Source organism: Enterobacter hormaechei ATCC 49162 (genome assembly GCF_001875655.1).
Classification (GTDB): domain Bacteria; phylum Pseudomonadota; class Gammaproteobacteria; order Enterobacterales; family Enterobacteriaceae; genus Enterobacter; species Enterobacter hormaechei.
Map to the genome: position 1 here is coordinate 3,263,769 of NZ_MKEQ01000001.1, position 22,968 is coordinate 3,286,736.

Annotated in this window: 15 protein-coding genes; 14 read left to right on the plus strand and 1 reads right to left on the minus strand. The window is 56.1% G+C overall.

Annotation, left to right across the window (positions count from 1 at the left end; genetic code table 11):
* Positions 1 to 2: 2 nt before the first annotated feature.
* A complete protein-coding gene (locus BH712_RS16285; protein WP_006811535.1) occupies positions 3 to 1,547 on the minus strand; it encodes a PTS transporter subunit EIIC in 1,545 nt (514 codons plus the stop codon).
* 288 nt (positions 1,548 to 1,835) lie between these two features.
* Between BH712_RS16285 and BH712_RS16290 the strand changes: the two genes are divergently transcribed.
* From BH712_RS16290 to der, 14 genes are all read left to right on the plus strand, one after another.
* Positions 1,836 to 6,788 (plus strand): alpha-2-macroglobulin family protein, encoded by a 4,953-nt coding sequence (locus BH712_RS16290; RefSeq protein ID WP_006811534.1) that lies wholly within the window; start codon positions 1,836 to 1,838, stop codon positions 6,786 to 6,788.
* A gap of 1 nt (position 6,789) precedes the next feature.
* Positions 6,790 to 9,117, plus strand: coding sequence for a peptidoglycan glycosyltransferase PbpC (pbpC, locus tag BH712_RS16295; RefSeq protein ID WP_006811533.1), 2,328 nt, complete (start codon positions 6,790 to 6,792; stop codon positions 9,115 to 9,117).
* 88 nt (positions 9,118 to 9,205) lie between these two features.
* Positions 9,206 to 11,584, plus strand: a complete 2,379-nt coding sequence (locus tag BH712_RS16300; protein WP_032674001.1) for a DMSO/selenate family reductase complex A subunit — start codon at positions 9,206 to 9,208, stop codon at positions 11,582 to 11,584.
* A complete protein-coding gene (locus tag BH712_RS16305; RefSeq protein WP_003860631.1) occupies positions 11,581 to 12,210 on the plus strand; it encodes a DMSO/selenate family reductase complex B subunit in 630 nt (209 codons plus the stop codon). Before BH712_RS16300 ends, BH712_RS16305 begins: the two co-directional genes overlap by 4 nt.
* Positions 12,203 to 12,982 (plus strand): dimethyl sulfoxide reductase anchor subunit family protein, encoded by a 780-nt coding sequence (locus tag BH712_RS16310; RefSeq protein ID WP_006811531.1) that lies wholly within the window; start codon positions 12,203 to 12,205, stop codon positions 12,980 to 12,982. The genes BH712_RS16305 and BH712_RS16310 overlap by 8 nt, the downstream gene beginning before the upstream one ends.
* Positions 12,982 to 13,857: a 4Fe-4S binding protein gene (locus tag BH712_RS16315; protein WP_006811530.1), complete on the plus strand. Its 876-nt coding sequence runs from the start codon at positions 12,982 to 12,984 to the stop codon at positions 13,855 to 13,857. The genes BH712_RS16310 and BH712_RS16315 overlap by 1 nt, the downstream gene beginning before the upstream one ends.
* Before the next feature lie 124 nt (positions 13,858 to 13,981).
* Positions 13,982 to 14,413: a nucleoside-diphosphate kinase gene (gene ndk, locus BH712_RS16320; protein WP_003860625.1), complete on the plus strand. Its 432-nt coding sequence runs from the start codon at positions 13,982 to 13,984 to the stop codon at positions 14,411 to 14,413.
* Positions 14,414 to 14,560: 147 nt separating this feature from the next.
* Complete coding sequence (gene rlmN, locus BH712_RS16325) at positions 14,561 to 15,727, plus strand: dual-specificity RNA methyltransferase RlmN (protein ID WP_003860623.1); 1,167 nt, start codon at positions 14,561 to 14,563, stop codon at positions 15,725 to 15,727.
* A 291-nt stretch (positions 15,728 to 16,018) separates the two neighbouring features.
* On the plus strand, positions 16,019 to 17,020 hold the full coding sequence (gene rodZ, locus BH712_RS16330; protein ID WP_006811529.1) for a cytoskeleton protein RodZ: 1,002 nt from the start codon (positions 16,019 to 16,021) through the stop codon (positions 17,018 to 17,020).
* A gap of 26 nt (positions 17,021 to 17,046) precedes the next feature.
* The gene (gene ispG, locus BH712_RS16335; RefSeq protein ID WP_032673999.1) at positions 17,047 to 18,165 is read left to right on the plus strand and encodes a flavodoxin-dependent (E)-4-hydroxy-3-methylbut-2-enyl-diphosphate synthase; all 1,119 of its coding nucleotides are present in this window, start codon (positions 17,047 to 17,049) and stop codon (positions 18,163 to 18,165) included.
* A gap of 81 nt (positions 18,166 to 18,246) precedes the next feature.
* The gene (hisS, locus tag BH712_RS16340; RefSeq protein WP_032673998.1) at positions 18,247 to 19,521 is read left to right on the plus strand and encodes a histidine--tRNA ligase; all 1,275 of its coding nucleotides are present in this window, start codon (positions 18,247 to 18,249) and stop codon (positions 19,519 to 19,521) included.
* Between the two features lie 13 nt (positions 19,522 to 19,534).
* Complete coding sequence (locus tag BH712_RS16345) at positions 19,535 to 20,155, plus strand: YfgM family protein (RefSeq protein ID WP_032673997.1); 621 nt, start codon at positions 19,535 to 19,537, stop codon at positions 20,153 to 20,155.
* A gap of 10 nt (positions 20,156 to 20,165) precedes the next feature.
* Positions 20,166 to 21,344 (plus strand): outer membrane protein assembly factor BamB, encoded by a 1,179-nt coding sequence (gene bamB / locus BH712_RS16350; RefSeq protein WP_006811526.1) that lies wholly within the window; start codon positions 20,166 to 20,168, stop codon positions 21,342 to 21,344.
* Between the two features lie 112 nt (positions 21,345 to 21,456).
* Positions 21,457 to 22,929 carry a ribosome biogenesis GTPase Der gene (gene der, locus BH712_RS16355; RefSeq protein WP_006811525.1) on the plus strand — a complete coding sequence of 491 codons (1,473 nt, stop codon included), beginning with the start codon at positions 21,457 to 21,459 and terminating at the stop codon, positions 22,927 to 22,929.
* The last annotated feature ends 39 nt before the right edge of the window (positions 22,930 to 22,968 follow it).

The following is a 22,968-nucleotide window of genomic DNA, read 5'->3' on the forward strand; positions in this document are numbered from 1 at the left end:
TTTCAGAGAAACGTCTCAACGGCTTCTCGCATTTTTTTGACATGCAGCCCGTAGACCACCTGAACGTTGTTACCTTGTTTGATAATCCCTTTTGCGCCGGTTGCTTTCAGGCGCGGTTCGTCGATGATGGCGACGTCCTTCACCGTGACGCGTAAGCGGGTGTAGCAGTTATCCACCACCTCTATGTTTTCCCGACCGCCCAGACCCACCACGATCGATTCGCCCAGCCCGTCGTTATTGCCCTTCGCCTGGTACTCCTGCTTGCTGTAGAGGCGCGTCTCCTGGTCCTCATCCTCACGCCCCGGCGTTTTCATGTTGAAGCGCAGGATCAGGAAGCGGAACACCAGGAAGTAGAGCGCGAACATGATCAGCCCGACCACGATGTACATTGGCCAGTTGGACTTTTCCGTGCCGAGCGGCAGGTTGTAGAGGATGAAATCGATAATCCCGTTAGCGCCGATAGCGTGAACGCCAAACAGCGAGAACAGCATCATGCCGATGCCGGTCAGCACCGCATGCACCACGAACAGCAGCGGGGCAACAAACAGGAAGGAGAACTCAATCGGCTCGGTTACGCCGACCAGCAGCGAGGTCAGCGCCGCCGGGATCAGAATGGCTTTCGCAATCGCTTTACGCTCGGGCTTCGCGGTCATGTACATCGCCAGCGCGGCGGCGGGCAGGCCGAACATCTTGCTGATGCCGCGCGCATCCCACACCACGGTGCTGCTGAGCTGCTTCACGTCCGGGCAGGCCATCTCGGCGAAGTAGATATTGCGCGCGCCCTGGTAAGCCGTACCGCAGACCTCCTGCGTACCGCCCAGTTCGGTGTAAAGGAATGGCGTATAGACCAGATGATGCAGGCCCGTCGGCACCAGAATGCGTTCAAGGAAACCGTAAATGGCTACGCCGAACGGGCCGGAGCCTTTAATGGCCAGCGCCAGCGCGCTAATACCGTGCTGTGCGTACGGCCACAGTTCGCTCATGACCACGCCGAGCAGCATAGAGACGGGCAGTATCACAATCGCGACGAAGCAGTGGCCGGAGTAAATCGCCATCGCGCCGTTAAACTGGACGCTGGAATATTTGTTGTACAGATAACCGGAGAGCGCCCCGGTCAGGATCCCGGCGAAAACGCCCATCTCCAGCACCTGGACGCCCAGGACCATGCTTTGTCCGGCAGCTTTCATCTGCTCAGCAGGCGCCAGTTCCCCCTGAAGCTGTAACGTCACGTTCATGGCATTGATAAAAACAATAAAAGTCACCAGCCCAATCAGCGCCGCGTAGCCTTTGTCTCGCGTTGCCAGGCCAATCGGGATCCCGACGGCAAACACCAGCGCCAGGTTTACCAGCACCGACACGGCAGATTTGGCGATCAGCTGGCCGACACTCTGGATCAGCGGATGGCCGAGAAACGGCAGGTATTCGGCCAGATTGCCGTTACCCAGCACATTCCCGAAGGCGATAAACAGACCGACGATGGGTAAAATAAGTACAGGTCCGTAAAGTGATTTTCCGAAATTTTGTAGGGCGTTCACGGCTCGTTTCATGGCTTTCTCTCTTATTGAACCGCGCACTCGGGGTGCGTCATGGTCATAAAACTAGCAGGCTCACTGCTTGCCTTTCCAGCTATCTTCTTGTTTTAAAAACAAATGACGCGAAAGGTAACATGTTACGTTACGCTGTGTGATCGCGGTTCCATCTCGTTATAGCGGCGAGATGCTATTCTGCGAGGCGCTTTCCAGATCCTAAAAATGGACTTTTTGTATTAACGAAACTTGCGGATAATACTTATCCGGACGACGACCAACAGGCCCCCCTCAGGCCAGGGACAAAGGATGAAACCGTTTCGCTTAGCCGCGATCTCTCTCGCGCTGCTCACTACGTTTACGCTTGTCGGCTGTGATAACAGCGACGACAAACCTCAGGCCGCTGCGCCCGCAGCGTCTACTGCATCAGAACAGAAAACCCCGGCAACACCGGATCCTGAAAAGCTGGCGAAGCTGGCCGCCCAGAGTCAGGGTAAGGCGTTGACGCTGCTGGATGCCTCTGAAGTGCAACTCGACGGCGCCGCGACGCTGGTTCTGACCTTCTCTGTACCGCTGGATCCCAGCCAGGATTTTGCGAAAACAGTGCATGTGGTGGATAAAAAAAGTGGCAAAGTGGACGGCGCCTGGGAACTGGCCCCCAATCTGAAAGAGCTGCGCCTGCGCCATCTGGAGCCGAATCGTAATCTGGTCGTCACCGTTGAACGTAATTTACTGGCGCTGAACAAAGCGACGTTCGGCATTGACTATGAAAAAGCGATCACTACCCGGGATGTTGAACCGACCGTCGGATTCGCCAGCCGCGGATCGCTGCTGCCGGGTAAAGTAGTGGAAGGGCTGCCGGTGATGGCGCTCAACGTCAACAATGTGGACGTGAACTTCTACCGCGTGAAGCCGGAGTCGCTGGCCTCGTTTGTCAGCCAGTGGGAGTACCGTAACTCGCTGACCAACTGGGAATCTGACAACCTGCTGAAGATGGCGGAACTGGTCTACACCGGCCGTTTCGACCTCAACCCGGCGCGCAACACGCGCGAAAAACTGCTCCTGCCGCTCAAAGATATTAAGCCGCTCCAGCAGTCTGGCGTCTATATCGCCGTGATGAATCAGGCTGGTCACTATAACTACAGTAACGCTGCGACGCTCTTTACCTTAAGTGATATTGGGCTGTCCGCTCACCGTTATCATAACCGCCTGGACATCTTCACCCAGAGTCTTGAAAACGGTGCGGCGCAGTCAGGCGTGACCATTACCCTTCTGAACAATAAAGGGCAGACCCTGGCCGAGGCGAACAGCGACGCCGATGGTCATGCAAAACTGGAAACCGATAAAGAAGCCGCGCTGATCCTGGCCAGTAAAGATGGCCAGACCACGCTGCTTGATCTCAAACTTCCGGCGCTGGATCTGGCGGAGTTTGATATCGCCGGTAACCCCGGTTACAGCAAGCAGTTCTTTATGTTTGGCCCACGCGATCTCTATCGTCCGGGTGAAACGGTGATCCTTAACGGCCTGCTGCGCGACAGCGACGGAAAACCGCTTCCCGATCAGCCGGTAAAACTTGACGTGCTGCGTCCGGACGGACAGGTGGCACGGACGATCGTTGTGCAACCTGAGAACGGTCTCTATCGCTTTAACTATCAGCTTGATAGCGGTGCTCAAACCGGCATGTGGCATATTCGCGCCAACACGGGCGATAACCAGCAGCGCATGTGGGATTTCCACGTCGAAGATTTTATGCCTGAACGTATGGCGCTGAATCTGACCGGGCAAAAAACGCCGGTTTCCCCGCAGGAGGATGTGGATTTTAACGTGGTGGGCTATTACCTGTATGGCGCGCCAGCTAACGGCAATTCTCTGCAAGGCCAGCTTTTCCTGCGTCCGTTACGCGACGCGGTGCCTGCACTGCCTGGCTTCCAGTTCGGTGATATTGCAGAAGAGAACCTGAGCCGCAGCCTGGATGAAGTGCAGCTTACGCTGGACGAACAGGGTCGCGGGCAGGTTACCACCGAAAGCCAGTGGAAAGAGGCGCACTCGCCGCTGCAACTGATTTTGCAGGCCAGCCTGCTGGAATCGGGGGGGCGTCCGGTAACGCGACGCGCCGAGCAGGCTATCTGGCCTGCGGCTGAACTTCCGGGGATCCGCCCACAGTTCGCCAGCAAGGCCGTTTACGACTACCGTACCGATACCACCGTCAATCAGCCGATTGTCGATGAAAACGGCAACGCCAGCTTTGATATTGTCTATGCCGATGTCAGCGGGGCGAAAAAAGCGGTATCCGGTTTGCAGGTGCGCCTGGTCCGTGAGCGTCGCGACTACTTCTGGAACTGGTCTGAGAGTGAGGGCTGGCAGTCGCAGTTCGATCAAAAAGATCTGATTGAAGGCGAGCAGGAGCTTAACCTAAAAGCCGATGAAACCGGTAAAGTCACCTTCCCGGTGGAGTGGGGCTCTTACCGTCTGGAAGTAAAAGCCCCTGATGACATGGTCAGCAGCGTGCGCTTCTGGGCGGGCTACAGCTGGCAGGATAACAGCGATGGCACGGGCGCTGCTCGCCCGGATCGTGTGACGCTGAAATTAGATAAGCCAGCCTATCAGCCAGGCGATACCATCAATCTGCATATTGCAGCGCCAGCCGCAGGCAAGGGCTATGCAATGATCGAATCCAGCGAAGGGCCGCTGTGGTGGAAAGAGATCGATGTGCCGGCTAACGGTCTTGATCTCTCCATTCCGGTGGATAAGGCCTGGAAACGTCACGATCTCTACCTCAGCACGCTGGTGGTTCGTCCCGGCGATAAATCCAAATCCGCCACGCCAAAACGCGCGGTTGGCCTGCTGCATCTGCCAATGGGGGACGAAAATCGTCGCCTGAACATCGCACTTGATACCCCGCAAAAAATGCGTCCGAACCAGACGCTTTCTGTGAAAGTCAAAGCCAGCGTAAAAGAGGGGGCTGTGCCACAGAAGGTGAACGTGCTGGTCTCGGCTGTAGATAGCGGCGTGCTGAACATTACCGACTATGTCACGCCGGATCCGTGGGAAGCTTTCTTCGGTCAGAAGCGCTATGGCGCGGACATCTATGATGTTTACGGCCAGGTGATAGAAGGTCAGGGACGCCTGGCCGCACTGCGCTTTGGTGGCGACGGCGATGAACTGAAACGCGGCGGTAAGCCACCGGTGAACCATGTCACCATTATTGCCCAGCAGGCGCAGCCGGTTATGCTTGATGCCAACGGCGAAGGCACAATCACACTGCCGATTGGTGATTTCAACGGCGAGCTGCGTCTGATGGCGCAGGCCTGGACGGAAGATGATTTCGGCAGCAGCGAAAGCAAAATCATTGTGGCGGCTCCGATTATCACCGAACTTAACACGCCGCGATTCCTCGCAAGTGGCGATACCTCTCGCCTGACGCTGGACCTGACTAACCTGACGGACCAGCCGCAAACGCTGAATGTGGCCTTGACCGCAACCGGTAAACTGTCGCTGGAAGGCGCTCAGCCGCAACCGGTTGAGTTACCGCCGGGAGCACGTACCACTCTGTTTATTCCGGTGCGTGCCCTGGAGGGCTATGGTGATGGTGAAGTCACCGCGCAGGTGACGGGCCTTCAGCTTCCTGGCGAGACGTTTACACCGCAGCAGAAGAGCTGGAAAATTGGCGTACGTCCCGCATTCCCTGCGCAAACGGTCAACACCGGTACGATGCTGAACCCTGGCGAATCCTGGAGTGCGCCTGCACAGCATATCGACGGTTTCTCCCCAGCCACGCTACAGGGGCAGCTGTTGCTCAGCGGTAAACCACCTTTGAACCTGGCGCGCTACATTCGTGAACTTCAGGCCTATCCATACGGATGTCTTGAGCAGACCACCAGCGGCCTGTTCCCGTCCCTTTACACCAACGCGGCACAGCTGAAGGCATTGGGTATTAAAGGTGATACCGACGATAAACGCCGTGCAGCCATTGATATCGGGATCTCCCGTCTGCTGCAAATGCAGCGTGACGATGGCGGTTTTGCCTTGTGGGATAAAAACGGCCCGGAAGAGTACTGGCTGACCGCCTATGTCACGGACTTCCTGGTGCGGGCAGGGGAGCAGGGCTACAGCGTGCCTGCCGATGCAGTGAACAGCGCCAACAGCCGACTGCTGCGCTATTTGCAGGATCCGGGCATGATGTCCATCCGCTACAGCGACAACACTCAGGCCAGCAAATTTGCTGTTCAGGCGTACGCTTCGCTGGTGCTGGCTCGTCAGCAAAAAGCACCGCTCGGTGCGCTGCGTGAAATCTGGGATCGCCACGCTCAGGCCGCTTCCGGGCTTCCGTTGATGCAGCTGGGCATGGCACTCAAACTGATGGGGGATGCACCGCGCAGTCAGCAGGCGTTGGATCTGGCTCTCAAAACCCCCCGTAACGACAGCCGAAACTGGATGGCGGACTACGGCAGCCAGCTGCGTGATAATGCCCTGATGCTCTCCCTTCTGGAAGAGTACAAGCTGTTGCCGGATGTGCAAAACAGGCTGCTGAACGCCTTATCTGAAGACGCGTTCAGTCAGCGCTGGCTGTCAACTCAGGAGAGCAATGCGCTGTTCCTGGCCGGACGTTCACTGCAAACCTTGTCTGGCGCGTGGCAGGCAACGACCAGCCTCTCTGAACAGGCCCAGAGCAGTGATAAAGCGCAGGTTGAAAACCTGAACGGCGACCAGCTTGGCGCGGTGCAGGTGACGAATACCGGCACTACGCCGCTGTGGGTACGTCTGGACAGTACGGGTTATCCGGAGTATGCGCCTCAGCCATCCTCTCATGTCTTGCAGATTGAACGACATATTCTGGCGACAGACGGCAGCAGCAAGTCGCTCTCTTCACTGAAGAGCGGTGAACTGGTTCTGGTGTGGCTGGAAGTGAAAGCCAGCCAGAACGTGCCGGATGCGCTGGTGGTGGATCTGCTTCCGGCAGGTCTGGAACTGGAAAACCAGAATCTGGCGAGCAGCAGTGCCAGCTTGCAGGACAGCGGCAGTGAAGTGCAAAACCTGCTGAATCAGATGCAGCAGTCCGATATCCAGCACATGGAATTCCGCGACGATCGTTTTGTGGCCGCGGTGCCGGTCAATGAAGGTCAGCCGGTCACGTTGGTTTACCTGGCCCGTGCCGTTACGCCGGGCACCTACCAGGTGCCTGTTCCGATGGTCGAGTCCATGTACGTTCCGCAGTGGCGGGCAACGGGGGCGGCCAGTGGCCCGCTGATCGTTGTTCCGTAAGATGCAGATCGCACGCCTGATTCGCTCCCGCTGGCTGTGGCTGGCGGGAGCGCTTCTCGTTTTAGGGGGGCTGATTGTCGTTGCTGACCGCGTGTGGCCGTTGCCTCTGAAAGAGGTCAACCCTGCGCGAGTGGTGGTGGACGAGCAGGGCGTTCCGCTGTGGCGTTTTGCCGACAGCGAAGGTATCTGGCGTTATCCGGTTAGCATTGAGGACGTATCCCCACGCTATCTGGAAGCGCTGATCCAGTATGAAGATCGCTGGTTCTGGGATCATCCTGGCGTCAATCCGCTTTCTGTTCTGCGTGCCGCCTGGCAGGATCTTACCGCCGGGAGAGTGGTTTCCGGCGGGAGCACGCTTACCATGCAGGTGGCGCGCCTGCTGGATCCGCATCCACGTACTTTTGGCGGCAAAATTCGTCAGCTGTGGCGGGCGATGCAGCTGGAGTGGCATCTCTCTAAGCGTGAAATCCTTACGCTGTATCTCAACCGTGCCCCGTTTGGCGGCACGTTGCAGGGCGTGGGTGCGGCAAGCTGGACTTACCTGGGAAAGCCGCCGTCACAGCTGAGCTATTCCGACGCGGCGCTGCTGGCGGTGCTGCCGCAGGCACCCAGCCGTCTGCGCCCGGATCGCTGGCCGGAACGTGCCGAAGCGGCGCGGAACAAAGTGCTCGACCGCATGCTGACTCAGGGTGTCTGGTCAGAGAAGCAGGTGAAAGAATCCCGTGAAGAACCGGTGTGGCTGGCTCCCCGGCAGATGCCGCAGCTGGCGCCGCTCTTTTCCCGCATGATGCTGAGTAAAAGCCGCGACACAAAAATCGTCACCACGCTGGATGCAGCCTTGCAACGACAGCTTGAAGAGCTGGCACTTAACTGGAAATCACGCCTGCCTGCCCGCAGTTCGCTGGCGATGATCGTCGTGGATCATACGTCCATGAAGGTGCGTGGCTGGGTGGGTTCGGTAGATATCAACGATGACAGCCGTTTTAGCCACGTGGACATGGTCAATGCGATCCGATCCCCGGGATCGGTCCTTAAGCCATTCATCTATGGCATGGCGCTGGACGATGGCCTGATCCATCCCGCCTCGTTGCTTCAGGATGTTCCAAGAAAAACGGGGGATTATCGTCCCGGCAACTTTGACAGCGGCTTCCATGGGCCGGTCAGTATGAGCGAAGCCCTGGTGCGTTCCCTCAACCTGCCTGCGGTGCAGGTTCTGGAAGCGTACGGCCCAAAACGTTTTGCAGGAATGCTGAGCAACGCGGGATTACCGCTTATTCTCCCCGCGGGGGCTCAGCCCAACCTCTCCCTGATCCTGGGGGGCGCAGGCGCACGCCTGGCTGATATCGCTGCTGCCTATAGCGCCTTCGCGCGTCAGGGTAAGGCGGGACGACTGCGTTTACAGCCGGGCGATCCGCTGATCGAACGTCCGCTGTTGTCGCAGGGGGCGGCGTGGATCATTCGTCGCATTCTCGCCAATGAAGCCCAGCCTCTGCCGGACAGCGCGCTGCCCCAGGTTGCCCCGCTGGCGTGGAAAACGGGCACCAGTTACGGCTACCGGGATGCATGGGCCATCGGCCTGAATGCCCGGTATGTCATTGGAATCTGGACCGGACGCCCGGACGGCACGCCCGTCGCGGGGCAGTTTGGGTTCGCCAGCGCGATACCGCTCCTTAATCAGGTGAATAATATGCTTCAGTCCCGCTCAATGGTGGATGAAGCGCGTCTGCCGCGCGATCCGCGTCCTGCAAGCGTCGGACGGGGCGTGATTTGCTGGCCGGGCGGCCAGTCCCTTCCTGAAGGGAGCGAAAACTGTCGGCGTCGGCTGTCAACCTGGCTGCTGGAAGGCAGTGAACCGCCTACGCTGCTGCTGCCGGAACAGGAGGGGATTCGCGGGATCCGCTTCCCGGTCTGGCTGGATAAAGAAGGCAAACGCGTCGCGGCGGATTGTCCTGATGCGACGGAGAAAGTGCTGGATGTCTGGCCGCTGCCGCTGGAGCCGTGGCTGCCTGTTGCCGAAAAACGGGCTGCTCGTCTCCCCGCCCGTTCTGAGGTTTGCCCTCCGCGGGATAACCATAATGCAGCGCCGCTGATGTTGTCAGGCGTCAGAGAAGGGGCAGTAATTAAACGTCTTCCCGGTGAGAAAAATATTACCCTCTACGTTTCAACCAGCGGCGGGGAGGGGCAACGTTGGTGGTTTTTAAATGGCGAACCGCTGGACGGGCATCAAAGGAATTATTCGCTGCAATTATATTTGCCGGGTAAATATCAATTAATTGTATTAGATGAAACAGGACAAACGGCGACCGTGAATTTTGAATTCGATCGCTAAGTGTTACTCCTCAAGAGTTAGCTTGATAATTATCAATATTCGTTCCTGAAAAAAAACGAGAATGCGTTTTTATTTGAAGGAACGAGCAATGAAAAAAAATAAACATCAGGGAGAGGGGATTATTCCCGCTATATCCCGGCGTCAGTTTATTCAGGCAGGATCGGCGCTGGCTGCCCTTCCGTTTGTCGTCAAAACCGGCAACGTACAGGCACAGGGCACGGCGGTAACAGACGCGACGCCGGAAGAAAAAGTGGTGCAAACCTGTAGTACGTTTGACTGCGGCGGCAAGTGTGATATTCGTGCTCACGTCAGCGAGGGCGTCGTGACCCGAATTTCAACGCGTCCGGATAACGCGCTGGATCCGCAGATGCCAGTAATGCGCGCCTGCGTTCGTGGTCGGGCTTATCGGAAATTTGTTTATCATCCCGATCGACTGAAATATCCAATGAAACGAGTAGGTAAACGTGGCGAAGGAAAATTCGAGCGTATTACCTGGGATGAAGCCACCACCCTTATTGCGAATCAATTAAAAACTATTACGCAGAAATACGGTGCGGCTTCACGTTATGTTCATGTGGGCACTGCTGTGTCCGGCGGCACCTTTTCCGGTGATAAAATGGTTCGTCGTCTGCTCAACTTAACCGGCGGCTATCTCGAAAGCTATCACTCGGTCAGTATGGGCAACACGGCGGCTGCAACGCCGTATACCTATGGCACCGCCGCCAGCGGCAGCTCTATGGACACGCTGCTGGACACTAAACTGGTCATCCTCTGGGGACATAACCCGACGGAAACGATTTTCGGGCACAGTAACCACTTCTACCAGAAGATGAAGCAAAACGGCACTCGCTTTATCGTTGTCGATCCTCGCTATTCCGATACGGTTTCCTCCCTGGCCGACCAGTGGATCCCGCTGCTTCCTACAACGGACAACGCCCTGATGGACGCGATGATGTATGTGATCGTCACGGAGAATCTGCACGATCGCGACTTTATTCAGCGCTACACCCTGGGCTTTGACGAAGACGCTATGCCAGAAGGCGTTCCGGCCAATGAGTCCCTGATGGCTTACCTGACCGGTGCAAAAGATGGCGTGGCGAAAACGCCGGAGTGGGCAGAGAAAATCACCCATGTGCCCGCACAAGCTATTCGTCAGCTGTCGCGCGACTACGCAACCACCAAACCCGCCGCGCTGATCCAGGGCTGGGGACCGCAGCGTCATAACTGCGGCGAGCGCACCGCGCGCGGCTCGACTTTGCTGGCCACGCTAACGGGTAACGTTGGGGTGAAAGGCGGCTGGGCGGCAGGCTATGGCGGCTGCGCAAACCGCAAATTTGCAGCCGGACCAGAGATGCCGGACAACCCGGTAAAAGCCAAAATATCGGTGATGAACTGGGTGCAGGCCGCCGATGATGCTTCAAAGGTAACCGCGGAGGATGGCCTGAAAGATGCTGAGAAGCTGGACAGCAATATCCGCATCCTGTTCTCGCTGGCGGGCAATTATCTGGCTAACCAGAACCCGGATCTTCACCAGGCGACGCGCGTGCTGGAAGACGAGTCAAAAATCGAGTTTATCGTCGCAAGCGATCTGTTTATGACGCCGAGCGCCAGATACGCCGACCTTCTCCTGCCGGAAACCAGCTTTATGGAACGCTGGAATATCGGCGAAACCTGGGGTACGGCAAGCTATCTGATCTTGTCCGAAAAGCTGATTGAACCTGAATTTGAGCGCCGTTCCGATTACGACTGGCTGCGGGAAGTTGCCGCGAAGCTTGGTGTCGAGCCAGCGTTCAGCGAGGGCCGTGACGAAAAAGCGTGGATTGAGCACATCTGGGAGCAGACGCGGCTGTCCATGCCGGATGAAAACCTGCCGGACTTCGCGACGCTACAAAAAACGCGTCAGCATCTTTTCAAAAGCGCGCCGTTCGTTGCCTTTGAAGACAATATTCGCGATCCGCAAAATCATCCGTTCCCGACGCCGTCCGGGAAAATTGAGATCTTCTCGAAGCGTCTGTACGACATGCATCACCCGGAAATTCCGGCGCTGTCGCACTACGTGCCTGCCCATGAAGGGCCGGAAGACGAGCTGGCGAAAACCTTCCCGCTCCAGCTGATCACCTGGAAAGGGAAAAACCGCGCTAACTCCACCCAGTACGCCAACCCGTGGTTAATTGAGGCGCAGCAGCAAAAGCTGTGGATCAACCCGCAGGATGCGCAAAAGCGCGGCATTGCGCAGGGGGATACCGTGCGTATCCATAACGCGCGCGGCATTTGCGAGATCCCGGCGGAGGTCACGCCGCGCATTATTCCTGGCGTTGTGGCCATGCAGGCAGGCGCCTGGTGGCAGCCGGACGAACAGGGTATCGATAAAGGCGGCTGCGCGAACGTGCTCAGTTCTGCCCGTATTACCGCGCTTGCGAAAGGGAATTCCCATCAAACCATGCTGGTGGAGGTAGCTAAAGCATGAGTCAGTTTAAACATTACGCGCCGGTGAGCGACAAACAGCTGGGTTTTTATATCGACTCTTCTCGCTGCTCGGGCTGCAAGGCATGCCAGGTGGCGTGCAAAGATAAAAACAACCTTGAGGTCGGACGTCGTTTCCGTCGCGTGTACGAAGTCAACGGTGGAAACTTCATCCCAACCGGTCAGGGCGGCGTCAGCAATAACGTTTTTGCCTACACGCTCTCTATTTCCTGTAACCACTGTGCAGACCCGATCTGCACCAAAAACTGTCCGACCACCGCGATGCATAAGCGTCCGGGGGATGGCATTGTGCGCGTTGATACAGATAAGTGCGTCGGCTGCGGCTACTGCGCATGGTCTTGCCCTTACGGCGCGCCACAGCTCAACGAGCAGACCGGGCAGATGTCCAAATGTGATTTCTGCGTCGATCTACAGGCGAAGGGGGAGCAGCCCGTCTGCGTGGCAACCTGTCCACTCGAAGCGATTAAATTCGGGCCGATTGACGAACTGCGGGCGAAGTATGGTGCGGTCTGTGATGTGAAGGGTTTGCCTGATTCCTCCATCACCAAACCGAACCTGGTGATCAAAGCGCACCAGGGCGCAGAGAAAGAGGGGAAACGTCATGCATGAGTTACCGCTGCTGATTTTTACGCTGTTCCTGCAAGGGTCGGTTGGCGTTACGCTGTGGCTGGCGTTCGGAAGCACGCAACGCAGCGCGCTGCTGCCTGCTGCCGGGGCGTTTGTACTGGCGAGCCTGGGGCTGCTCGCCTCCGCGCTGCATATGGGCTATCCGCTTAATGCTCTTAACGCGCTGCGCCACGTTTCCAGCTCCTGGCTGAGCCGTGAGATTATCTTTGCCAGTCTTTATCTTGCGGCACTTGGCCTTGCCACGCTGCTGATGTTTGTCAAAAAACCAGGCTGGAAGCCGCTGTTGGTTGTGGCTGGTCTGGTCGGTTTGGTCGATGTGTTCTGCATGGCGCAGATCTACATGCATGCATCCGTGGTGACATGGCAGCACGTTAACACGCTGGTGCTGTTTATCGGCTCGGTAGGGATCATCGGTTCAGCCTGCATGGCCGTTGGCACGCGTTCCCAGACCACCGTGCGTGCGGCGGTTGTCATTATCACGCTGCTGGTGCTTGTGCGGCTGGTGATGCAGCCCGTCTGGCTGGCCGATATTACGGCCATGGACAATACCGTGGTGACGTTCCCTCACGCACCGTTACAGATGCTGGAGCAACTGCGAACCGTGCATCTGCTGAGCTGGTGCGTATCCGTTGCGGGTATGCTGTGCTTTGCTGCGGGCGGTCTGAAAGCGGCGCGAGCCACCATGCTGCTGGGGAGCGCGTTGCTGATTGTGGGTGAGCTGATGCTGCGCTTCGTTTTCTTCAGTATTGGCTGATGGGCGGATTGACCTTTGCCCCGGCGATGGACGTGACGCATGCGTGCGTCCGTCGCCGTTTTCGCCACATTTCCTGCTGCGCCTGTGCGGACGCCTGTCCTGTGCAGGCTTTTTCTTTTACCGACTCAGGCGTCTCGGTTGATGAGAGCCGCTGTATTGAATGCGGTGACTGCCTGTTTGTCTGCCCCACTGAGGCCATCACCGGCATCGCGCCGCGAAAACGCTTTCTGCGAGGCGATACGCTTGTTGGGCCGTTTACTGAGCATGCGCCTGGGGTGAATGAACTGCTACTCTGGCACGCGCAGTATCACGTTCGTTTTATCAGTATCGATGCGGAGCAGTATCCCGACTGGTTGCTGGCGATTGCCCGGCTTAATCTTGCGCTTCGTCGACGCGGTGAAGCGGCGTGGGCGTTTAAGCATATACCGGTCAACGAGGTTAATATCGCCCGCCGTGCGCTGATGCACGTTCCCCGTGAGGATGTCCGGGCCTGTAGCGTCGTGCCCGGTCAGCGTGAATTGCGCGGGGCGTTTTCTGCGTTTAGCGAGGCAGAGATAACCCTGAACGCCGATTCCTGCGTACTGTGCGGCGCATGCTGGCGGAGTTGTACGGAAAACTCGATTCGGTTTGAAAACGCTGAACTGGTCCTGGAAACCGGACGTTGTACCGGCTGCGGTGGCTGCGAAGCGGTATGCCAGCATGCGGCGATAAAAGTGACGCAAACGGAAGGGACAGCGAAACGCGTGGTCATACCGGCATATGAAGCCGTTTGTCTGACGTGCCACCGTCATTTCTGGTCATTTTCGTCTGATGAAAAGCAGTGTCCGCTCTGTTTTCATCATCAATACGGTATGCGAAATCCGGCCTGTTGCTAATCTTCGTCTCATTTTAAAAAAATGTTATGCATAACCATAGGCAATGGCGCTATTGCTCTTTATAATCCGCGCCACACCATACTCAGGTATGCAAAAACAACAGAACATTTGACAGAGGTTATCAATGGCTATTGAACGTACTTTTTCCATCATCAAACCAAACGCGGTGGCAAAAAACGTTATTGGCAGCATCTTCGCTCGCTTTGAATCAGCAGGGTTTAAGATCGTTGGCACCAAAATGCTGCACCTGACCGTTGAACAGGCTCGCGGTTTCTACGCTGAGCACGAAGGTCGCCCATTCTTTGACGGTCTGGTCGAGTTCATGACTTCTGGCCCAATCGTGGTTTCCGTACTGGAAGGCGAAAACGCTGTACAGCGTCACCGCGATCTGCTGGGTGCAACCAACCCGGACAACGCGCTGGCAGGTACTCTGCGCGCCGACTACGCAGACAGCTTCACCGAGAACGGCACCCACGGTTCCGACTCTGTTGAATCTGCTGCGCGCGAAATCGCGTTCTTCTTCGCTGAAGGCGAAGTGTGCCCGCGCACTCGCTAATAATTTCGTAAATGCCGCGTGCAAACGTGGCATCCCTGCGCCAGACTTTGTACAATGCACCGCCCCGGACGAGCAGACTGCTTACCGGGGCGTTTCTTTTCAACCCACCAAGGGCCACAACGTGTAACAACGAGGCCGGAAAAAATTATGTCTGAATTAGTGAATACCTCCGAAGTCGCCATTCCTGCGGTTCCCAATAAAAATGGAAAAATTAACCTGCTGGATCTGAACCGTCAGCAGATGCGCGAGTTCTTTAAAGAGATGGGCGAGAAGCCGTTTCGTGCCGATCAGGTCATGAAATGGATGTACCACTATTGCAGCGACAACTTTGATGACATGACGGACATCAACAAAGTGCTGCGCAATAAGCTAAAAGAAGTGGCGGAAATCCGCGCACCGGAAGTAGTGGAAGAGCAACGCTCTTCAGATGGCACCATTAAGTGGGCCATTGCCGTGGGCGATCAGCGCGTTGAAACCGTGTATATCCCGGAAGACGATCGCGCTACGCTGTGCGTCTCTTCACAGGTGGGCTGTGCGCTGGAGTGCAAATTCTGCTCTACGGCACAGCAGGGCTTTAACCGTAACCTGCGCGTGTCGGAAATCATCGGCCAGGTCTGGCGTGCCGCGAAAATCGTGGGCGCGGCGAAAGTCACCGGTACACGTCCAATCACCAACGTGGTGATGATGGGGATGGGTGAACCGCTGCTCAACCTGACCAACGTCGTCCCGGCGATGGAAATCATGCTCGATGACTTCGGGTTTGGTCTGTCCAAACGCCGCGTTACGCTCTCTACTTCCGGCGTTGTGCCTGCACTGGACAAACTGGGCGACATGATTGACGTCGCGCTGGCCATCTCCCTTCACGCGCCAAACGACGCCATCCGTGACGAAATTGTGCCGATCAACAAAAAGTACAATATCGAAACCTTCCTGGCTGGCGTGCGTCGTTACCTGGAGAAATCCAACGCGAACCAGGGCCGCGTGACCATCGAATACGTGATGCTGGATCATGTTAACGACGGTACTGAACATGCGCATGAACTGGCTGAACTGCTGAAAGATACGCCATGTAAGATCAACCTGATCCCATGGAACCCGTTCCCGGGCGCGCCGTATGGCCGTAGCTCGAACAGCCGTATCGATCGCTTCTCCAAGGTGTTGATGGAGTATGGTTTTACCACCATCGTGCGTAAAACGCGTGGCGATGATATCGACGCAGCCTGCGGTCAGCTGGCGGGTGACGTTATTGACCGTACCAAACGTACGCTGCGTAAGCGTATGCAGGGTGAGTCAATCGCGGTTAAAACCGTTTGATTATTATGCACACACGGCGCATTTTTTGCGCCGTGAAGCATTAATTTACTGAATAACCAGTCACAATCATTATGACTGATTAATAATTACGGTGCGTTTCATACAACTTTCGGGCAGTATGTAACGACGTAACAACAGTTTAGCGTGAAGGCCTGCCAGCGCTGTCATCTGCGGCCCGACAGTCTTATACTGTTTGTTCCAGGTTAACTGACCTAAAGTTTCGCGGTGCGGGTGGCATTGTGACTCACCGGCACCTGAACCCTTATTTTCACGTACCAGTAGTTGTAGCGAATGAATACTGAAGCCACTCACGATCAAAATGCAGCACTCTCCACTGGCGTTCGTCTTCGCAACGCCCGTGAACAACTCGGACTCAGCCAGCAAGCCGTTGCAGAACGCCTGTGCCTGAAGGTTTCCACCGTTCGCGATATTGAAGAAGATAAGGCACCCGCCGATCTGGCTTCAACGTTTTTGCGCGGTTATATCCGTTCTTACGCCAAACTGGTTCATATCCCTGAAGAAGAATTACTGCCGATGATGGAGAAGCAGGCGCCTGTGCGTGCGGCAAAAGTTGCGCCGATGCAGAGCTTCTCCCTGGGTAAACGTCGTAAAAAACGCGATGGCTGGCTGATGAGCTTTACCTGGCTGGTCCTGTTCGTGGTCGTCGGCCTGACGGGCGCATGGTGGTGGCAAAACCACAAAGCGCAGCAGGAAGAGATCACCACGATGGCCGATCAGTCCTCCGCTGAGCTTAATCAGTCCGGCAATAACGGCGCGCAAAGCGTGCCGCTGAGCACCGAAGGGGCAGCGACTTCCAGCGAACCTCAGGCGTCAGCACCTGCAACCGAGCCATCCACGGCGCCAGAGTCCACGGCGAATACCACGCCAGCCACTCAGGCCCAGGATCAGAACGCGGTCGTATCACCTTCACAGGCCAATGTTGATGCCGCTCCTGCGGCAACGGCACCGGCAGATAACACCGCGGCGTCACTGCCAACTGACCCGGCGGGTACGGCGGCACCTGCCGTTGACCCGAATGCGCTGGTGATGAATTTCACCGCCGATTGCTGGCTGGAAGTGACTGATGCGACAGGTAAAAAGCTGTTCAGCGGCCTGCAACGTAAAGATGGCACGTTAAATCTAACGGGCCAGGCACCTTACAAGCTTAAAATCGGCGCACCGGCAGCGGTACAGATCCAGTATCAAGGAAAACCTGTCGATCTGAGCCGCTTTATCAGAACTAACCAGGTTGCGCGTCTTACCGTTAATGCCGAACAATCAGCAGCACAGTAACAGACGGGCAATGCGGGAGATTTTACATGCATAACCAGGCTCCTATTCAACGTAGAAAATCGAAACGGATTTACGTTGGGAACGTGCCAATCGGCGATGGGGCGCCTATCGCCGTCCAGTCGATGACCAATACGCGTACTACGGATGTAGAAGCGACGGTCAATCAAATCAAAGCATTAGAACGCGTAGGCGCGGACATTGTTCGCGTCTCTGTGCCGACCATGGACGCCGCCGAGGCGTTCAGGCTGATCAAGCAGCAGGTGAGCGTTCCGCTGGTTGCCGATATCCACTTCGATTACCGTATCGCGCTGAAAGTTGCTGAATACGGTGTCGATTGCCTGCGTATTAACCCAGGCAACATCGGCAACGAAGAGCGTATCCGCATGGTGGTGGATTGCGCCCGCGACAAAAACATTCCAATCCGTATCGGTGTGAACGCTGGCTCTCTGGAAAAAGATCTCCAGGAAAAGTACGGTGAGCCGACGCCGCAGGCGCTGCTCGAATCCGCCATGCGTCATGTCGATCATCTGGATCGCCTTAACTTCGATCAGTTTAAAGTGAGCGTGAAAGCGTCTGACGTCTTCCTGGCTGTTGAATCGTATCGTCTGCTGGCAAAACAGATCGAGCAGCCGCTGCACCTCGGGATCACCGAAGCGGGCGGTCTGCGCAGCGGTTCTGTAAAATCAGCAATCGGTCTCGGTCTGCTTCTTTCTGAAGGGATCGGTGACACGTTACGCGTCTCCCTGGCCGCCGATCCGGTGGAAGAGATCAAAGTCGGTTTTGATATCCTGAAATCGCTGCGCATCCGCGCACGTGGGATCAACTTTATTGCCTGCCCAACCTGTTCACGTCAGGAGTTTGATGTGATCGGTACAGTGAATGCCCTTGAGCAGCGTCTGGAAGACATCATCACCCCAATGGACGTCTCCATCATCGGTTGCGTGGTGAACGGTCCGGGTGAAGCGCTGGTGTCAACGCTTGGCGTTACCGGCGGTAACAAGAAAAGTGGTCTCTATGAAGATGGCGTTCGTAAAGATCGTCTGGATAATAGTGACATGATCGACCAGCTCGAAGCCCGCATTCGCGCAAAAGCGACGATGATGGACGAAGCGCAGCGCATCAGCGTTCAGCAGGTTGAAAAATAACGTGATGGGAAGCAGGCTGCTTCCCATGTATGATTGAACCCATTCTTTGGGTTCTTTTTTGTATATAGAAAGAGAATAAACGTGGCAAAAAACATTCAAGCCATCCGCGGCATGAACGATTATCTGCCTGGCGAAACCGCCATCTGGCAGCGCATTGAAGGCACACTGAAGCAGGTGCTCGGCAGCTACGGTTACAGCGAAATCCGTTTGCCGATTGTAGAGCAGACCCCGTTATTCAAACGCGCGATCGGCGAAGTGACCGACGTGGTTGAAAAAGAGATGTATACCTTTGAGGATCGCAACGGCGACAGCCTGACCCTGCGTCCAGAGGGGACGGCGGGTTGCGTACGCGCCGGCATCGAACATGGTCTCCTGTACAATCAGGAGCAGCGCCTGTGGTATATCGGCCCGATGTTCCGCCACGAACGTCCGCAGAAAGGTCGTTATCGCCAGTTCAACCAGCTGGGTGTTGAAGTGTTTGGTCTGCAAGGGCCAGATATCGATGCTGAACTGATTATGCTGACCGCTCGCTGGTGGCGCGCGCTCGGAATTTCTGAGCACGTTTCCCTGGAGCTGAACTCTATCGGTTCTCTGGAAGCGCGTGCGAACTATCGCGATGCGCTGGTGGCGTTCCTGGAACAGCACAAAGAGAAACTCGACGAAGACTGTAAGCGTCGTATGTACAGCAACCCGCTGCGCGTACTTGATTCCAAAAATCCTGACGTTCAGGCGCTGCTGAACGATGCGCCAGCGCTGGGTGACTACCTGGACGAGGATTCTCGCGAACACTTTACCGGCCTGTGCAAGCTGCTTGAAGCAGCGGGCATCGCCTACACCGTGAACCAGCGTCTGGTGCGCGGTCTGGACTACTACAACCGCACCGTATTTGAGTGGGTCACCACCAGCCTCGGTTCGCAGGGCACCGTGTGTGCCGGCGGTCGTTATGACGGTCTGGTCGAGCAACTGGGTGGTCGTGCAGCACCGGCTGTTGGCTTTGCAATGGGTCTTGAGCGACTTGTTTTACTGGTTCAGGCAGTTAATCCGGAATTTAAAGCCGATCCTGTTGTCGATATATACCTGGTGGCCTCAGGTGCGGAAACGCAGTCTGCGGCGATGCAGCTTGCCGAACGCGTGCGCGATGCGCTGCCGGACGTTAAGCTGATGACCAACCACGGCGGCGGCAACTTTAAAAAACAGTTTGCTCGTGCCGATAAGTGGGGCGCAAGTATCGCACTGGTGCTGGGTGAGTCCGAAGTGGCCAACGGTGAAGTGGTGGTTAAAGATCTGCGCTCTGGTGAGCAAACTACGGTAACGCAGGATGGCGTTGCGGCGCACTTGCGCACTCTATTGGGCTAAGGAGAAGGACTGCGTGGAAATTTACGAGAACGAACACGACCAGGTTGATGCGGTTAAACGCTTCTTTGTTGAAAACGGCAAGGCTCTGGTTGTAGGGGTTATTTTAGGTGTTGGTGCGCTGGTAGGCTGGCGTTACTGGAACAATCATCAGGCTGACTCTGCTCGCGGTTCGTCCCTGAACTACGAAAATACCGTTAGCGCAATCCGTGCCGATCAGCCGCAAACGCTGACGGCTGCGGAAAAATTTGCCGCTGACAACAAGAACACCTACGGTGCGCTGGCTGCACTGGAAGTAGCTCAGCAGTATGTTGATAAAAACGAACTGGACAAAGCCGCTGCGCAACTGACTCAGGGGCTTGCTGCTGCCAGTGACGAAAATCTGAAAGCGGTAATCAATCTGCGTCTGGCGCGTATTCAGGTTCAGCAGAAAAAAGCCGACGACGCGCTGAAAACGCTTGATACCATCAAAGGCGAAGGCTTTGCTGCCATCGTTGCCGATCTTCGCGGTGAAGCACTGCTGAGTAAGGGTGATAAAGCGGGTGCGCGTAAGGCGTGGCAAGCTGGCGTGGATAGTAAAGCTTCACCTGCGCTGAGCGAAATGATGCAGATGAAAATAAATAATTTGTCCGTCTGAGAGGGACCCAATGCAATTGCGTAAATTACTTCTGCCAGGACTGCTTTCTGTTACGTTATTGAGTGGTTGTTCACTGTTCAGTGGCGAAGAAGACGTTGTCAAAATGTCCCCGCTGCCGACGGTTGAAAACCAGTTCACCCCATCCACCGCCTGGGACACCTCCGTGGGTGATGGAATTGGCGATTTTTATTCCAACCTTCATCCTGCGTATGCTGACGGCGTTGTCTATGCAGCCGATCGCAAAGGCACCGTCAAAGCGCTGAACGCTGATGACGGAAAAGAAGTGTGGTCCATTAATCTGGCGGAAAAAGACGGCTGGTTCTCCCGTAAACCTGCACTGCTTTCTGGCGGCCTGACCGTTGCCGGTGGTCACGTGTATGTAGGCAGTGAAAAAGCACAGGTTTACGCGCTGAATGCCAGCGACGGTTCGGTTGCATGGCAGACCACCGTTGCCGGTGAATCCTTATCGCGTCCGGTTGTCAGCGACGGTATGGTGCTGATCCATACCAGCAACGGCCAGTTGCAGGCGCTGAACGAAGCCGATGGTCTGGTAAAATGGACGGTTAACCTGGATATGCCAGCGCTGTCTCTGCGTGGTGAATCTGCGCCAGCGACCGCTTTTGGCGCCGCCATTGTGGGCGGTGACAACGGCCGTGTCAGCGCGGTGCTGATGCAGCAGGGTCAGATGATCTGGCAGCAGCGTATTTCCCAGGCGACCGGCTCAACCGAAATCGACCGTCTGAGTGACGTGGACACTACGCCAGTCATCGTTGACGGTGTGGTTTACGCGCTGGCGTATAACGGCAACCTGACGGCGCTGGACCTGCGTAGCGGCCAGATCATGTGGAAACGTGAGCTGGGTTCCGTTAACGATTTCATCGTCGACGGCAACCGTATTTATATGGTGGATCAGAACGACCGTCTGCTGGCGCTGAGCACCGAAGGTGGCGTGACGCTGTGGACGCAGAGCGATCTGCTGCACCGTTTGCTGACCGCACCTGCGCTGTATAACGGCAGCCTGGTCGTGGGCGACAGCGAAGGCTATATGCACTGGATCGATCCAGAGAATGGCCGCTTCGTTGCACAGCAGAAAGTGGATAGCTCAGGCTTCCTGACGGAGCCCGTTGTGGCTGACGGCAAACTGCTGATTCAGGCAAAAGACGGCACGCTGTACGCGATCACGCGTTAATTACACGGCGGTTGTAGTATACTAAACGGCTCCTGTTCACTCAGGAGCCGTTTTGACATTTTTAAAAACGCCGCGAAAGCGACGTTATTTTGAATTTTATGAGGCTTCAAACATGGTACCTGTGGTCGCGCTTGTCGGGCGCCCTAACGTTGGAAAATCCACTCTTTTTAACCGTTTAACACGCACCCGTGATGCGCTGGTTGCGGATTTCCCGGGGCTGACGCGTGACCGTAAGTACGGTCGTGCAGAGGTGGAAGGACGCGAGTTCATCTGTATCGATACCGGAGGTATTGACGGTACGGAAGACGGCGTAGAAACCCGCATGGCAGAGCAGTCTCTGCTGGCTATCGAAGAGGCGGATGTGGTTCTGTTTATGGTGGATGCTCGCGCTGGCCTGATGCCCGCGGATTCCGCTATCGCAAAACATCTGCGTTCACGCGAAAAGCCAACCTTCCTGGTGGCGAACAAAACTGACGGCATCGATGCCGATCAGGCGGTTGCGGATTTCTGGTCTTTAGGTCTGGGTGATATTTATCCTATCGCAGCCTCACATGGCCGTGGCGTAACCAGCCTGCTGGAAACCGTTCTGCTGCCGTGGGTGGATGAAGTGAACCCGCCGGAAGAGGTGGATGAAGACGCCGAATACTGGGCGCAGTTTGAAGCCGGAGAAGAGGGCGAGGAAGAGCCGGAAGACGACTTCAACCCGCAGGATCTGCCTATTAAGCTGGCTATCGTTGGTCGCCCAAACGTAGGTAAGTCTACGCTTACTAACCGTATTCTGGGTGAAGAGCGCGTGGTGGTTTACGACATGCCAGGCACAACGCGTGACAGTATCTACATTCCAATGCAGCGCGATGAGCGTGAGTACGTACTTATCGACACCGCAGGCGTACGTAAGCGCGGGAAAATCACCGATGTGGTGGAAAAATTCTCGGTAATCAAAACCCTTCAGGCGATTGAAGACGCCAACGTGGTGCTGCTGGTCATTGACGCACGTGAAGGTATCTCCGATCAGGATCTCTCTCTGCTTGGCTTTATCCTCAATAGTGGGCGCTCACTGGTTATTGTCGTCAACAAGTGGGACGGCCTGAGCAACGACGTGCGCGAGCAGGTGAAAGAGACGCTGGACTTCCGTCTGGGCTTTATCGACTTTGCCCGTGTGCATTTCATCTCTGCCTTGCACGGTAGCGGCGTAGGTAACCTGTTCGAATCCGTTCGTGAAGCCTATGACAGCTCTACCCGCCGTCAGAGCACCGCCATGCTGACCCGCATCATGAACATGGCTGCTGAAGACCACCAGCCGCCGCTGGTGCGTGGCCGTCGCGTGAAGCTGAAGTATGCCCACGCCGGGGGGTATAACCCGCCTATCGTGGTGATCCACGGTAATCAGGTTAAGGATCTGCCGGACTCCTACAAGCGCTATCTGATGAACTACTTCCGTAAGTCGCTGGACGTGATGGGTACGCCTATCCGTATTCAGTTCAAGGAAGGGGAAAACCCGTTTGCGAATAAACGCAACACCCTGACGCCGAACCAGATGCGTAAGCGTAAGCGTTTGATTAAGCACATTAAGAAAAGCAAATAATTCATCAGGCGTTAACAGAACGCCCGAAATCTTCAAAGC